Annotated in this window: 15 protein-coding genes; all 15 read left to right on the forward strand. The window is 60.7% G+C overall.

The features are described from left to right. Positions 1 to 34: 34 nt before the first annotated feature. The 15 genes from ACTJKS_RS02815 (at position 35) to ACTJKS_RS02885 (ending at position 13199) form a co-directional block, all read left to right on the forward strand. Positions 35 to 1933, forward strand: coding sequence for a phage tail protein (locus ACTJKS_RS02815; RefSeq protein ID WP_108181843.1), 1899 nt, complete (start codon positions 35 to 37; stop codon positions 1931 to 1933). Then, the gene (locus ACTJKS_RS02820) at positions 1920 to 3158 is read left to right on the forward strand and encodes a DNA circularization protein (protein WP_041072257.1); all 1239 of its coding nucleotides are present in this window, start codon (positions 1920 to 1922) and stop codon (positions 3156 to 3158) included. The genes ACTJKS_RS02815 and ACTJKS_RS02820 overlap by 14 nt, the downstream gene beginning before the upstream one ends. Positions 3159 to 3160: 2 nt before the next feature. Next, on the forward strand, positions 3161 to 4210 hold the full coding sequence (locus tag ACTJKS_RS02825; protein ID WP_108181844.1) for a phage baseplate assembly protein: 1050 nt from the start codon (positions 3161 to 3163) through the stop codon (positions 4208 to 4210). Positions 4211 to 4363: 153 nt separating this feature from the next. Then, positions 4364 to 4873, forward strand: a complete 510-nt coding sequence (locus ACTJKS_RS02830; RefSeq protein WP_108181845.1) for a phage baseplate assembly protein V — start codon at positions 4364 to 4366, stop codon at positions 4871 to 4873. Continuing rightward, positions 4873 to 5271, forward strand: a complete 399-nt coding sequence (locus ACTJKS_RS02835; RefSeq protein ID WP_047601236.1) for a phage GP46 family protein — start codon at positions 4873 to 4875, stop codon at positions 5269 to 5271. Before ACTJKS_RS02830 ends, ACTJKS_RS02835 begins: the two co-directional genes overlap by 1 nt. After that, entirely contained in the window at positions 5261 to 6307 is a 1047-nt protein-coding gene (locus ACTJKS_RS02840) for a baseplate J/gp47 family protein (RefSeq protein WP_108181846.1), read from the forward strand. Before ACTJKS_RS02835 ends, ACTJKS_RS02840 begins: the two co-directional genes overlap by 11 nt. After that, positions 6295 to 6894, forward strand: coding sequence for a YmfQ family protein (locus ACTJKS_RS02845; protein ID WP_108181847.1), 600 nt, complete (start codon positions 6295 to 6297; stop codon positions 6892 to 6894). Before ACTJKS_RS02840 ends, ACTJKS_RS02845 begins: the two co-directional genes overlap by 13 nt. Positions 6895 to 6908: 14 nt before the next feature. Continuing rightward, the gene (locus ACTJKS_RS02850) at positions 6909 to 8060 is read left to right on the forward strand and encodes a phage tail protein (protein ID WP_108181848.1); all 1152 of its coding nucleotides are present in this window, start codon (positions 6909 to 6911) and stop codon (positions 8058 to 8060) included. Then, the gene (locus ACTJKS_RS02855) at positions 8057 to 8572 is read left to right on the forward strand and encodes a phage tail protein (protein WP_108181849.1); all 516 of its coding nucleotides are present in this window, start codon (positions 8057 to 8059) and stop codon (positions 8570 to 8572) included. Before ACTJKS_RS02850 ends, ACTJKS_RS02855 begins: the two co-directional genes overlap by 4 nt. A 137-nt stretch (positions 8573 to 8709) precedes the next feature. Continuing rightward, positions 8710 to 9807: a phage tail protein gene (locus tag ACTJKS_RS02860; protein ID WP_108181850.1), complete on the forward strand. Its 1098-nt coding sequence runs from the start codon at positions 8710 to 8712 to the stop codon at positions 9805 to 9807. Between the two features lie 7 nt (positions 9808 to 9814). After that, positions 9815 to 10381, forward strand: coding sequence for a tail fiber assembly protein (locus ACTJKS_RS02865; RefSeq protein ID WP_108181851.1), 567 nt, complete (start codon positions 9815 to 9817; stop codon positions 10379 to 10381). 23 nt (positions 10382 to 10404) lie between these two features. Next, positions 10405 to 11331 (forward strand): hypothetical protein, encoded by a 927-nt coding sequence (locus ACTJKS_RS02870; RefSeq protein WP_108181852.1) that lies wholly within the window; start codon positions 10405 to 10407, stop codon positions 11329 to 11331. Beyond that, positions 11331 to 11798 (forward strand): phage tail assembly chaperone, encoded by a 468-nt coding sequence (locus tag ACTJKS_RS02875; protein ID WP_108181853.1) that lies wholly within the window; start codon positions 11331 to 11333, stop codon positions 11796 to 11798. Before ACTJKS_RS02870 ends, ACTJKS_RS02875 begins: the two co-directional genes overlap by 1 nt. A gap of 37 nt (positions 11799 to 11835) precedes the next feature. Next, positions 11836 to 12756 (forward strand): gp53-like domain-containing protein, encoded by a 921-nt coding sequence (locus tag ACTJKS_RS02880; RefSeq protein WP_108181854.1) that lies wholly within the window; start codon positions 11836 to 11838, stop codon positions 12754 to 12756. A gap of 2 nt (positions 12757 to 12758) precedes the next feature. Then, a complete protein-coding gene (locus tag ACTJKS_RS02885) occupies positions 12759 to 13199 on the forward strand; it encodes a phage tail assembly chaperone (protein ID WP_108181855.1) in 441 nt (146 codons plus the stop codon). Positions 13200 to 13201: the final 2 nt, after the last annotated feature.

Consider the following 13201-nt stretch of genomic DNA (forward strand, 5'->3'; position numbering starts at 1 on the left):
CGCAACGGATCAATGCGATGCAGCAGGTGCAGTGATGGCAGACGAAGAAAAGCAAGTCAAAACACCGGTGCTGATCACGGGCATCGATGAACTGTCGCCCAAACTCGGCGCCCTGCGAGTAAAGGTCGAGAGCTTCAAGAAAAATCTCGAGCAGACCGGCCTCGGCAAACTGGACATCAGCGGTCTGTTCAAGGGCGGCAGTGTGATCACGCCGTTCGTGGACGGGATCAAATCGGCGGCGGCGTTTCAGGGCAAACTGACTGAAGTCAGCGAGACGGCGAAAACCGTTGATCTGCCCGCCGCACCGCAAACCGCCGCGCAGAACATGAACGTGTTCAGTGCGTCGATGGAAAAGGTTTCCTCCGCTGTCGACGCAGCGCTGGTGCCGGCGGTGGGGGCGTTGGTGATCGGGCTTGAGCCGATGATGACTCAGGTCGGCAGCCTGCTTGCCGACAATCCGAAACTGGTTGAGGGGCTGGCGGCGGGGGCCATCGCCTTTTCGGCGATGCAAACCGCAGTCACTGGCGCGACGCAAGTGTTCGATGTCATGAGCATGGTGCTCAAGACCAACCCGATCATGCTGATTGCCATGGGTATCGCGGTGGCGGCCGGTTTGATCTATGCCAACTGGACACCGATCAGCGCGTTCTTCACCGGGATGTGGGAAGGCGTCAAAAACGTCGGGGCGAATGCCATGGCGATCTTGCGTTCGGTGCTCGACTGGCGCCCGCTCGATGCGCTGGCGGCGCTCTGGCAACCGGTCACGGGATTTTTCTCGGGGATCTGGGACAAGGTCAAGGCGGTCACCCGCCCGGTGATCGACTTCTTTAAAACAGTTTTCTCCTGGACGCCTTACGGCATGATCCTGGACAACTGGGGGCCGCTGACGGGACTGTTTTCGGCGATCTGGGAACTGCTCAAGGCCTTGAGTGTGCCGGTGATGGCGTTCCTCAGAAATCTGTTCGATTTCTCGCCGATGCAGATGATCAACAGTGCGTGGGGCGGTGTTGTCAGGTTCTTCGAGCCGATGTTCGATGGCCTGCGAAAAGCCGCGCAGCCGGCCAAGGCGTTCCTGGCTTCGTTGTTCGACTTCTCGCCGATGCAGATGATCACCAGCGCCTGGGGCGGTGTTGTTGCGTACTTCCAGCCGCTGTGGACGACGCTGCAATCGGCTGTGCAAAGCACCCGGGAAACATTGCGGACGTTGTTCGATTATTTCCCGATGGAAATGATCACCAGCGCCTGGAGTGGTGTCGTGGGGTACTTCGAACCGATCTGGACGGCCCTGCAAACATCAGTGCAGCGGGTCCAGGGCTTTTTTACCAGCCTGTTCGAGTGGTCGCCGCTGGAGCAGATTGCGCAGTACTGGCAGCCGGTCGGCGAGGTTTTTTCAGCGCTGTGGGATGTTGTGCTGGCGGTGTCTGCGCCGGTCGTGGACTTTCTGCACACGCTGTTCGAATGGAAACCTCTGGATCAGCTCATCGAGAGCTGGGGGCCGATCGTCGGGTGGTTCGGCGAGTTGTGGCAAAAGCTGCAAACCGTCATCGCGCCGATCAAGGAACTGTTCGACGGTGGTTTTGCCGGGTTGATCGCCAAGGTCACCGGCAAGGTCGAAACGCTGACTGAGGCGCAACGCCAGACCAATGCCGAAGGCAAGGGTGAACTGGCGCCGGCGTTCTTTGGCGCGAATCCAGCGCCTGCTGGAAACGGGACATTGCAAAGCGGTTCGCTGCCGCAATCCTCCAGCGCCCTGATCCAGCAAAGTGCGGCCAACAACCGCACGCAACTCGAAGGCGGCCTGACCGTGCGCTTCGAAAACGCACCGGCGGGGCTGCGCACCGACCAACCGCAAACGAATCAACCTGGCCTGGCGCTGTCTTCGCGCATCGGCTATCGCTCGCTGTCGGCAGGAGGTTCCAATGAACTGGCGTGACCGCTTGTTGCCGGCATCGTTTCGCGGTGTCGGGTTCTGGATCGATCAGGCGAAAACCCCGGTCGGTCGCAAAGGTCAGTTGCATGAGTATCCGCAACGCGACCTGCCGTATTTCGAGGATCTCGGCCAGCAGGCCAAGACCCACGACCTGACGGCGTTCATCATCGGCGCCGATTGCCTGGAGCAGCGCGACAAGCTGCTCAAGGCCTTGGAGGCGGGCAGTGGTGAACTGGTGCATCCGTGGCTCGGACGCCTGCAAGTCAAGGTCGGCGAATGCGACATGACCCACACTCGCCAGGACGGCGGGCTGGTGACATTCAGTCTGAAGTTCTATCCCGACCGGCCGCTGCCGTTTCCGACTGCCACGGTCAGTACGCAAAAAGTCCTGTTGGCCAAGGCTGACACGTTGCTGGGGTCAGCCGTGTCGCGTTTCGAGGAGGTGATTGTCCGGATTCAAGCGGCGCGGATCGGCATCAATAATCTGCGAAACAGCCTGACCGGGGTGTTCGATGTCATCAAGGAACAGCTGAAACCGCTGATCGCGCAATACAAGGAAATCACTGAACTGGTCAGAGCCGTCAAGGAATTGCCCAAGGAAGTGGCAGCGGAGTTCAAGGGCTTGCTCGGCGATATCAAGGAACTCAAGGCATTCGCGAAGGAGGGCTACCGTGGCGTGATTGCCGACGTGTCCCAACAACTCGAAGCCATTCGCAAGGCCGATGCGCCGAAGATCACCACCGGCAAGGACACCAACGCGGCGGCCCAAGCCATGGCCGATCTGGTGCAAGACACCCTGATCGTCAAAGTGGCGCAATGGGTCGCCTCGATGCCGGTGGCGTCGAAGCCAGTGAAGCTGGCGTCGACGCCTTCGCTTGATCAGCAATCGAAGCAGCAGGTCACGCGTCAGGACGTGCCGGCCACGGATGATTTGCAGGCGCTGCAGAACAACCTGGTCGAGGCGCTCCAGATGGCCAAAAACAAAGCCGGCCCGGCGCACTATCAAGCGATCAGCGATGTACAGGATGCTTTGGTCGCGCACCTCAAAGCGGTAGCGTCTTCGGGTGTGCGTCTGGTCACCAAGTCGTTTCAGGAGAGTTTTCCGGCGCTGGTGGTGGCGTACAAACAGTTCGGAGATGCGACGCGCGTTACCGAAGTGATCCAGCGTAACGCGGTAACCAACCCGTTGTACCTGCCGCCCAATGACGTGAAAGTCTCCCGGGAGTAGTCATGAGCGAGATAGACAACCGCGTCACGCTGACCGTCAACAACATGGAATACGGCGGCTGGAAAAGCGTCGAAATCACCGCCGATCTTGAGCGCCAGTTCCGCACCTTCAAACTCGACATCACCTGGCAGTGGCCGGGGCAGACGGTGGATCAACGGATCAAACCGGGTGACCCGTGCGAAGTGAAGATCGGCCAGGATCTGGTGCTCACCGGCTACGTGTTCAAGGCGCCGATCCGCTACGACGGACGCCAGATCAGCCTGAGCATCGAGGGCAGTTCCAAGACTCAGGATCTGGTCGATTGCGCAGCCACCAACCGGCCGAACCAATGGCAGGAGCAACCGCTGCTGAGCATCGTCCAGGCTCTGGCGGCGGAATACTCGCTGTACGTGGTCAACGAAATTCCCGAGACCGCGCGGCTCGCCAAGCACACCATCGTGCCGGGCGAAACGGTGTTCCAGTCGATTGACCGTCTGCTCTCGCTGTTCCGGGTGTTTTCCACTGATGACGAGCAAGGCCGGCTGGTTCTGGCCAAGCCCGGTAGTGGTGGTCGGGCCAGTGACGCGCTGGAGTTGGGCAAGAACATTCTGTCGGCGAACGCGCCGATGGATCAGAGCCAGGTGTTTTCCGAATACCGAGTGATCGGTCAGCAGAAAGGCTCGGACAAGAAGAGCGGGGCGGCCGTCAGCGAGGTTCAATCCAGCGCGGCTGATCTGAGCTTCAAGCGCCGACGTACCACGATCATCAACGAAGGCACCGCGCTGACGTTCGAGTTGGCCCAGCAACGCGCCCAATGGGAAAGCGCCACCCGCATGGGCCGGGCGCAGACCACCACCTATCAGGTGCAGGGCTGGCGTCAGTCCAATGGCGATCTGTGGCGCCACAACACGCTGGTGAAGGTCACGGATCCGGTGCTCGGTTTTGACGGCGACATGCTGATCTCCAAAGTGACGTATTCGCTGTCGGCGCAAGGCTCGGTGACCACGCTGCAAGTGGCGCCACCGCATACCTTCGATCCTGATCCCACGCCCCCGAAAAAAACGCCGGCCTGACACCGAAACCGAAGGGCATCACCTGATCCTGTGGGAGCGGGCTTGCCCGCGATAGCGCAGGTTACCGCAAACACTTCTTTGCCTGACACGCCGCCATCGCGGGCAAGCCCGCTCCCACAGGTTTTGTGTTGGCAAAGTATCGAGGATCAATTCATGAGCCTACTGACACGCCTGCTGGCGCGCGGCACTGTCGTGCTCGCCAGCTCGGCATCCAAGCTGCAATCGCTGCAAATGCGCCTCACCGCCGGTGAAGTGAACGACGATCTGGAGCACTTCGAACCCTACGGTTTCACCAGCAATCCGCTGGCCGGCGCCGAGGGCATCGTCACGTTTCTCGGCGGCGACCGTTCCCACGCCATTGCCCTGGTGGTCGCCGATCGCCGTTATCGCCTGCAGTCGCTGGCCTCGGGCGAAGTGGCGATCTACACCGATGAGGGCGACAAAATTCACTTCAAGCGCGGGCGGATCATCGACATCGAGACTGCCACGCTGAACATCCGCGCCAGCAGCGCGGTGAACTTCGACACGCCGGTGATCAACCAGACCGGCAAGATCGTTTCCACCGGCGACCAGCTCGCTGGCGGCATCAGCCAGATCAAACACGTGCACGTTGGCGTGCAGGCCGGCAGCGGCCAGACCGGTGCGCCGGCAGGAGGCCAATGATGTTCATCAGCCAGAACCTCCACGCCGCACTGACCCGCGCCGTGCTCATCAGCCTGTTCACATGGCGCCGCGCCGCCGATGACGACGCCCTCGACGACGAAGAGCGCTTCGGCTGGTGGGGCGACAGTTTTCCCACCGTCGCCGACGATCGCATCGGTTCGCGGCTGTGGCTTTTGCGTCGGGTCAAGCTGACCCGACAGACCCAGATGGACGCCGAGTTCTATGCCCGCGAAGCCCTGCAATGGCTGATCGACGACGGCCACTGCAGCGCCATCGACATCATCAGCGAACGCCTCGACGCCCAGCGCCTGAACCTGCGCACGGTCCTGACCCTGGCCGATGGCGAACGTCTGGACATCAACCCCGATAACAGTTGGCAGGTGATCTATGCCGTTTGAAACTCCTTCGCTGCCGGTGCTGATCAAGCGCACCCAAAGCGACCTGGCCGGCGATTCGCTGCGCCAGTCCGATGCGCAAGTGCTGGCCCGCACCCTCGGCGGTGCCGCTTATGGCCTGTACGGTTATCTCGACTGGATTGCCGAGCAGATCCTGCCGGACAAGGCTGACGAATCGACCCTGGAACGCATCGCCGCGCTGCGCCTGAACCAGCCGCGCAAACCGGCGCAAGTCGCCACCGGCAGCGTCAGTTTTACCGCCACTGCCGGCGCGGTGCTCGACGTTGACACGCTGCTGCAAGCAAGCGATGGCCGTACTTACAAAGTCACCACCGCGCGCACTACCGTCAATGGCAGCAACACCACCACGATTGCTGCGCTCGATGCCGGCAGCCTGGGCAATGCTGACGCCGGTCTGGCGCTGAACCCGGTGCAGCCGATCGCCGGCGTAGTCGGCAACAGTTTTGTGGTGCTCGCGCCCGGCCTCAGTGGTGGCGTGGCGCGAGAAAGCCTGGAGTCGTTGCGCTCGCGGGTGATCCGCTCTTATCGCGTGATCCCCCACGGCGGTTCGGCGAGCGATTACGAGACCTGGGCGCTGGAAGTGCCGGGTGTGACGCGGGCCTGGTGTCGTGGCGGCTTGCTCGGGCCAGGCACAGTGACGGTATTCATCATGCGTGACGAAGACCCGCAACCGGTGCCCAACGACGAACAACTGGCGGAGGTTCAGGCGTACATCGAGCCGCTGCGCCCGGTAACGGCGGAAGTGCACGTGCAGCGGCCGATTCAGGTGCCGGTGGTGTACCGTTTCAAGAGCGTCAATCCGGACACCACCGCTGTGCGCGCCGCCGTGGAAGCGCAGCTGCGCGACTTGCACAACCGCGAGGCCGACCTCGGTGTGGCGCTGCTGATCAGCCATATCCGCGAAGCCATCAGCAGCGCCGGCGGTGAGTACGATCACACGCTGACCGCACCGGCCGCTGACGTGCCTGCCGGGCAAAGCGAGCTGCTCACCTTCGGAGGTTGCGTATGGGGGGCATAAGAACCGCCGCGCAATACCAGGCGCAACTACGCGCCTTGCTGCCGAGCGGCCCGGCATGGGATCCGGAACGCGTCCCGGAACTCGAGGACGTGCTGCAAGGCGTCGCCGTCGAGCTGGCGCGCCTCGACGCCCGCGCCGCCGACCTGCTCAACGAGATGGACCCGGCAGGCGTCAGCGAACTGGTGCCGGACTGGGAGCGGGTGATGGAACTGCCCGACCCGTGCCTGGGCGCCACGCCGCTGTTCGACGACCGCCGCCTCGCCGTACGCCGCCGCTTGCTCGCGGTCGGCAGCCAGGCTGTCGGTTACTACCTCGACATCGCCAAAAGCCAGGGCTACCCCAACGCCAGCATCACCGAACACGAAGCCCCACGCATGGGCCGCTCGCGTTTCGGCGCAGCGCACTGGGGCACCTGGGAAGCGCAATTCATGTGGACCCTCAACACCGGCGGCCGGTTGCTGCTCGGTCGGCGCTACGGCGCGAGCTACTGGGGCGAGCGCTTTGGCGTGAACCCGGGCTCGGCGCTTGAATGCCTGATCCACCGCAGTGCGCCGGCGCATACCAAGGTGCACATCAACTATGACTAGGGAGGAATGACGGGATGGACTATCCGAAAAGTGTGCCCAGCGCTGGTCTGGTGAATGGGAAATTTGTCGATGAAAACCCGCTGACCGGGACGCCAGGGTCGCTGATTCCTGCAGACTGGGGCAACGGGGTTACGCAGGAAATTCTCAACGTGATCAAGGCCGGGGATCTGACCCCGGACGAAAAGAAATACGATCAGTTGTTGCAGGCGATTCAGAGCGTTTCGGCCAAGGGCTGGAATCTGGATTCGGCGTTGCCGATCGGCTCCTTGCCGACCGCTACGGTGGCAACGCCAGACGGTCGCCTGGCGATCACGCCAGCAGCAGTTGCCACCAGTGGCGGGCGAGTCTCGATTCCGGCGGGCGTGCTGATCAGCCTCGGTCAGGAAGTGGTGGCCGGGCAGTTGGGGCGTTCGCGCACGTTCACCACACAGTTGTGGAGCAGTCCCGATCTGCTGCCAAGCACCGGTTATTTCTTGCGGGCCCAGGTGATCGGCGGTGTGCTGACCTTTTACATGCAACGCGGCACGATTTATGACGCTGCACCGGAAGGGTTGAAGGGTACGGTCAATGGTGCGGCGGGCGGTGGTTTCCAGTCTACGCCGCTGGATCTCTGTCTGGCCTGGGTCGTCACGGCAGGACCGGGTTCGATGCCCACTGTCAGAGCGATCTACAACCGTAGTCGGTTGTCGTGGACGCAAACGGTTAACGGCAACGGTGTGGTTTATCTGCCACTTGATCCGCATGCCCGTGCGGCACGGTTGGTGGTGGGGAATCCAACCCCGCATCCGACCGGTATTACCACGGTGGCCTTCGCTCCGGGAGGATGGCTGGGGGGCAACTATTCTTACCTGAATCCGACGGTTACTACTTCCAGTAACTGGGATGGCTGGAGCACCGTCGGTGCTTCGGTAGGGATCTTCACGAGTAACGTTGTCAACGACACGACGGTTTCCGCGCTATCAGCCAGTTTCGACCATGCAGAGTTGCGTTCGCTTTGGCAGGTTTATCAAAGCGAACACACCCTTGGCTCGGGAAATGCCTCAAGTGATGAGTTGTTATTTGGTATGGGAATCAAGGGTTTTTCTCAAGCCGATTACGCCAACGGTATTGCGATCAACTTTACCTCAGCCATCAATGTGCATTTTTCCTGGGAGCTGATCCGATGATCATCATTCAAGAGCTGCATCAGTTCGAGGAAGGCTTGCGCCCGGCCCAGCCGTCCAGTGCCCATGATTGGGATGGAGAAAAATGGCAGCTGAATGCGTCCAGAGTTGCCGAGCTGGAACTTCAGGAAGCCGAACAGCTGTGTTCCAAGGTCGACGCGGCCGCCGACAGTGCCCGCACCGTTTTGGCCGGGGACCCGCTCAAAGCCATGGAGTACGCCCAAGCGGCCGCCGACGCACAGGCCTATCAGGACGCCGGTTATCCCAAAAAAGAGGTGCCGTTGTCGGTTGCTGCGTGGGTAGTCAAAGGTCGTACTGCCAAACAGGCAGCCGAGCAAATCCTGAGCAAGGCCGAGCAACTCACCGACCATCTGCTGACCCTGCGCACCTTGCGCTTGAAGGCCAAACAGCAGATCCGTACGCACGCGGCCAAAGGCAATCTCGATCTGGCGCGCAGTGCTGGCGATGACACCTTGGCGGCGATTCGCGAACTGGTCAGCGGCCAGACTTTCTAGTCGCCACGTCTGCGTGCTGCATCACCCAAGCCCACTTCACCGTGGGCTTTTTATTTTCAGAAAACAGACCGCCGCTGGCTCGTACTCGCGATCGCCAAGACGCGGTTCATTTGTTATTTCAGAGGAACGAAAGACCTATGGATTATCCAAAAAGCGTCCCCAGCGTCGGCCTGGTCGATGGCCGCTTTGTCGATGAAAACCCGGTGGCGGGAACCCCGGGTTCGTTGATTCCGGCGGTGTGGGGCAACAGCGTGACTCAGGAGATCCTGAGTGTGATTAGCGGTGGTGGGCTGGTGCCGTCCGAGGCGGATACCGGGCAGCTGTTCAGGGCCATTCAGTCGATTGTCGGCAAGGCCAGCCCGATGCGCTCGCAGATCACTCGTATTTCTGCTTCCAAGCTGCTTGAAGCGCAGGAATTGGGGATGGTTCTGATTGATGGCAGCGCGGCGGCGATGAGCGTCACGCTTCCTGCTGCGGATGCCGGGCTTGGCGTGCGCGACGTGATTGTTCGCCGTGTGGACAACACAGTTAACCGATTGGTAGTCCAGGCATCAGGCGGTGACCGGATTCGTTTTCATACACACCTGTCGGCGAGCGGCTATCCGTTTCTGGTGCTGATGGGCAGTGGTGACTGGTGGCAGTTGCGAAGTGACGGGGCGGGTAGTTGGTGGCCGGTCGGTCGTTTCGACAATACCCCTCTGGGCCAGACCTCATTCGAAACCTCAATGGCGCTCAATCCCGGCGGCTATGGTCTGCTCAACGGCTACTTTTTCAAGCGTGCGGAATGGCCTTGGTTGTGGGACTTCGCTCAGGCTTCAGGAGCTCTGACGACAGAAGCGGCGCGATGGAATCGAGAAGGTGCGTGGACCAGTGGCGATGGTGCGTCGACCTTTCGAATTCCAGAAGTTCGCGGTGAATTTCTGCGAGCCCTCGATGAAAACCGGGGCGTGGATACAGGACGAGTCGTCGGCAGTTTGCAGAACCATGCACTGCAAAGCCACAACCACTACTTGCCCACCGGTACAGGGTCTTCCAATCGACCGGCGCCAGCTATCCCGGATCCTGTCTGGAACGTTTCAAGCGACGTCAATTTCTATCCAACCAGCGGAACCATCGCGACCACTTACCCCAATCCTGCGTTCGACTCCGATACCTACATTGGCACCATCGGGAATTTTTCGACGGAAACCCGGCCGCGAAACATCGCTTATCCCGCACGAATCAAACTGATCTGAGGTGCACATGTTCAATTACTTAATAGACGACGCCGGCGCGTTGACCGGCCCGGTGGAATTTCTACCCGTGCCGGGTATCGGCCTGCAACTGCCAGGTAATGCTGTCACGTTAAGCCTCGAACTCGCTCCGGCACCCAGTGGATTTGCGTGGGCCTACGACAATGGCTCATTGCAGCAGCGAGTAGATTTACGCGGTGATGTCTATCGCACCGACACGGGAATCCGCGAGACCTGGACAGCATTAGGTGATCTGCCTGAAGGCTTCACCACGCAGCCATGGCCCGGTGGATTTCATTCGTGGGTCGATGGTGTCTGGAAAATCGATGAAGCAGCTGCATTGACGGACCGCAAGCAAGTCACTCTGACCAAGCGCGATGAGCTTCTTCGCGACGCGGTCCTGCGCATCGCTCCGCTGCAATACGCCGAAGACATCGGCGATGCCAGCCACGACGAACAACTGCTGCTGATCGAGTGGAAACTCTACAGCGTGGAGCTGAACCGTATCGAAAAGCAGGCCGGTTTCCCCGATGAGATTATCTGGCCGGTCGCTCCCGGCGCAGCCATAACCAACTGATTTTCAGCACAGGGAGCAGTGCAATGGATTATCCGAAAAGCATGCCCGGCGTTGGCCTGGTCAACGGCGGCTTCGTCGATGAAAACCCGCTCGCCGGTTCACCGGGCTCGTTGATCCCGGCCGCGTGGGGCAACAGTGTCACGCAAGAAATTCTCAACGCGATCAAGGCTGCCGGCCTGACGCCTGATGAAGCGAAAACCGATCAGTTGGCAACGGCTATCGGCGCGTTGGTCGACTTCAACAAACTGAAAAATACCCCGACCACGTTGGCCGGTTACGGCATCACCGATGCGGTGGGGCGGTTGCTGGCGGTGCGGCAGATCGAGACGCTCGGGATCACGGTTTACAAGCCCAATCCCAGGGCCAAACGGATTCGCGTGCGTCTGGTTGGCGCGGGTGGTTCGGGAGGCGGCTGTGCGCCGGTGGCAGCGGGTTATCACAGTATTGGAGGTGGCGGTGGTGGTGGCGCCTACGCCGAGAGCTTATATGACGTGACAGCAGAAATGATGACCGGCGTTCCTGTTTCTCTGGGGGCTGGTGGCGCCTCACGTAACTCGATGGGGCAGGCCGGCGGAGGCGCTTCTTTTGGCAGTTACCTGAGCGCGTCCGGTGGCCTGGGCGGGCAGATACTGACCTTTCCTGTGACCGCCACGGCAGTCGGCTTCGTTCAGGGGGGCGCTGGAGGACAAACCGTGACGGGTGGCAATCTCGCTAACGCACGTGGAATAGGCGGTGGCTATGCCATGTACAACGCCAATTGGGGTGTATTGGCCGGTGGCGGAGGCGCGAGTCCGTTTGATGGCGGTGGCCCGTTGATGGGCCTCAGTGGCGCTGGAACTTCAGGAAACCGAGGGTCAGGTGGCAGTGGTTCATGTTCGACCAGTGCCTCCGCGTCAGTCCTCAGCGGCGTCGGCGGAAACGCCTTCTGTGAAATCTGGGAGTACGAATAATGGCCCGTTATGCACGAGTGGAAAACGGCGTTGCGGTCGAGGTGATCGATACCGGCGACTACCAGATTACCCAGCTTTTTGCCCCGTCCTTCGTCGAGTCGATGGTGCCCGTACCGGAGGGCATGCAGATCGAAATCGGCGCACCTGTCGGCGAACTGCGCGAGGAGATTGCGCCGTTGCCGGTGATGGAAAGTCCGGTCGTTATCTCTGACGTCGTCGTAGAGGAGCAAGACGCTATGGCGGCAGCACGCACCTGGCGCCAGTCCAGCCTGTCGGCCACCGAATGGTGGGTGACGCGGCATCGCGATGAGCAAGAGCTGGGGCGCGGGACGACGCTCAAGGCTGCGCAATATCTGGAATTGCTGGAGTACCGTCAGGCGCTGCGCGACTGGCCTGAAACAAGTCAATTTCCTTCCGCAGTTTCCCGGCCTTCGGTCCCCACGCGGTTAGCCGCACTCATAGGCTGAGACCAGCCCCAAATATTTCGGATTAAGGAGACAACCCTTGGACTATCCCAAGAGTGTGCCCAGTGTCGGACTGGTGAATGGACAATTTGCTGATGAGGACCCGGTTGCCGGCAAACCTGGTTCGCTGATTCCGGCGACATGGGGCAATGGCGTTACGCAGGAAATTCTTAATGTGGTGCAAGCGGCCGGCATGACGCCGAATGAGTCAGCCAATAATCAGTTGCTCGCTGCGCTGCGCAGCCCGACGCTGTTCAACACAGCACCGCAGTTTGATAGCGGACGCTCGGCGGCAACTGCGCAATTTGTACAACGAGCGTTGGGCAGTCATGCGAGTGCTCGCGGGATATCCGCAGCGACTCAGTTGACGCTGGCCGATGTCGGTTCCTCGATTGGTCTGGGCGGCACAGTGACTTATACCGTGACGCTTCCGGACGCAGCCTCGGCGCCGGATGGCGCGACGATCAGTCTGCATTGCCGCAACGCAGGCTCGGTCATGGTAGCCAGCAAAACCGGCTCACAAATCAGCCCTCAAGGGGCTTACGTGGCGTCGATCGTGATGAACGCCGGTGAGAGTGCGAACTTCGTCAGGGAGTCTGGTACTTGGGTGGTTTATGGCACGGCTACGTTGAAGCACTGCGCCTCCTACGGCGCTCAGTTCACCACGCCGGGTTATCAGAAATTCCCCAGCGGATTGATCCTGCAATGGGTCGTCGGTGGCTCTGACGCCAACGGCAACATGACGCTTTCACTGCCGATCAAGTTTCCGTCGGCCATTTTGGGTGGCGTCGCCAATGAGGCAAATCCGACAGGCTGGAGTGCCGCAAATGCGACCGTCTGGGCGTTCGATCTGGGGTTATCGACCACCACTCAGGTGGTGGCGCGGGTTCGCAACATTGATTCCACAGGGATCAAGCCATCGACGGGAATTTCGGGTCGCATTCTGGTTTGGGGAGTTTGACCATGGCTATTTACTTTTACGCACAAACGCTTGGATTTGACCGGGTTGAAAATCCTGGAGCGGAACCTCCAGCAGGCGCAGTGGAAATCACTCAGGCCCAATACATTGAGCTATTCGCCGGGCAGGCCGCAGGCAAAGTCATCAGCGCCACTGCCACAGGTCAGCCAGTCCTTGGCGAGCCGCAAGTCTCCCCAGTGGCGCTGATTGCCCTGGAGCGCGGCTGGCGCAATAACGTTCTGCAGAGCACTCAATGGCTGGTTCTTCGCGATGCCGAAGAACTGGAAATGGGCGAGGGCACCACCCTGCGCAGCGAAGAATTCAAACAACTCCTGACGTACCGTCAGGCACTGCGCGACTGGCCTGACAATCCGGATTTCCCGAACATACGTTCGCGGCCGGTTGAACCTGACTGGCTGGAAGGCTTGCTGCAGGCCAATGGTTGAGC

Source organism: Pseudomonas sp. 22189 (assembly GCF_052045635.1).
In the GTDB taxonomy this organism is placed as follows: domain Bacteria; phylum Pseudomonadota; class Gammaproteobacteria; order Pseudomonadales; family Pseudomonadaceae; genus Aquipseudomonas; species Aquipseudomonas parakoreensis.

Bases quoted from the DNA above. Each gene is read 5' to 3' on its own strand.
- ACTJKS_RS02815 (WP_108181843.1), top strand. From the start codon at position 35: ATGGCAGACGAAGAAAAGCAAGTCAAAACACCGGTGCTGATCACGGGC.
- ACTJKS_RS02820 (WP_041072257.1), top strand. From the start codon at position 1,920: ATGAACTGGCGTGACCGCTTGTTGCCGGCATCGTTTCGCGGTGTCGGG.
- ACTJKS_RS02825 (WP_108181844.1), top strand. From the start codon at position 3,161: ATGAGCGAGATAGACAACCGCGTCACGCTGACCGTCAACAACATGGAA.
- ACTJKS_RS02830 (WP_108181845.1), top strand. From the start codon at position 4,364: ATGAGCCTACTGACACGCCTGCTGGCGCGCGGCACTGTCGTGCTCGCC.
- ACTJKS_RS02835 (WP_047601236.1), top strand. From the start codon at position 4,873: ATGTTCATCAGCCAGAACCTCCACGCCGCACTGACCCGCGCCGTGCTC.
- ACTJKS_RS02840 (WP_108181846.1), top strand. From the start codon at position 5,261: ATGCCGTTTGAAACTCCTTCGCTGCCGGTGCTGATCAAGCGCACCCAA.
- ACTJKS_RS02845 (WP_108181847.1), top strand. From the start codon at position 6,295: ATGGGGGGCATAAGAACCGCCGCGCAATACCAGGCGCAACTACGCGCC.
- ACTJKS_RS02850 (WP_108181848.1), top strand. From the start codon at position 6,909: ATGGACTATCCGAAAAGTGTGCCCAGCGCTGGTCTGGTGAATGGGAAA.
- ACTJKS_RS02855 (WP_108181849.1), top strand. From the start codon at position 8,057: ATGATCATCATTCAAGAGCTGCATCAGTTCGAGGAAGGCTTGCGCCCG.
- ACTJKS_RS02860 (WP_108181850.1), top strand. From the start codon at position 8,710: ATGGATTATCCAAAAAGCGTCCCCAGCGTCGGCCTGGTCGATGGCCGC.
- ACTJKS_RS02865 (WP_108181851.1), top strand. From the start codon at position 9,815: ATGTTCAATTACTTAATAGACGACGCCGGCGCGTTGACCGGCCCGGTG.
- ACTJKS_RS02870 (WP_108181852.1), top strand. From the start codon at position 10,405: ATGGATTATCCGAAAAGCATGCCCGGCGTTGGCCTGGTCAACGGCGGC.
- ACTJKS_RS02875 (WP_108181853.1), top strand. From the start codon at position 11,331: ATGGCCCGTTATGCACGAGTGGAAAACGGCGTTGCGGTCGAGGTGATC.
- ACTJKS_RS02885 (WP_108181855.1), top strand. From the start codon at position 12,759: ATGGCTATTTACTTTTACGCACAAACGCTTGGATTTGACCGGGTTGAA.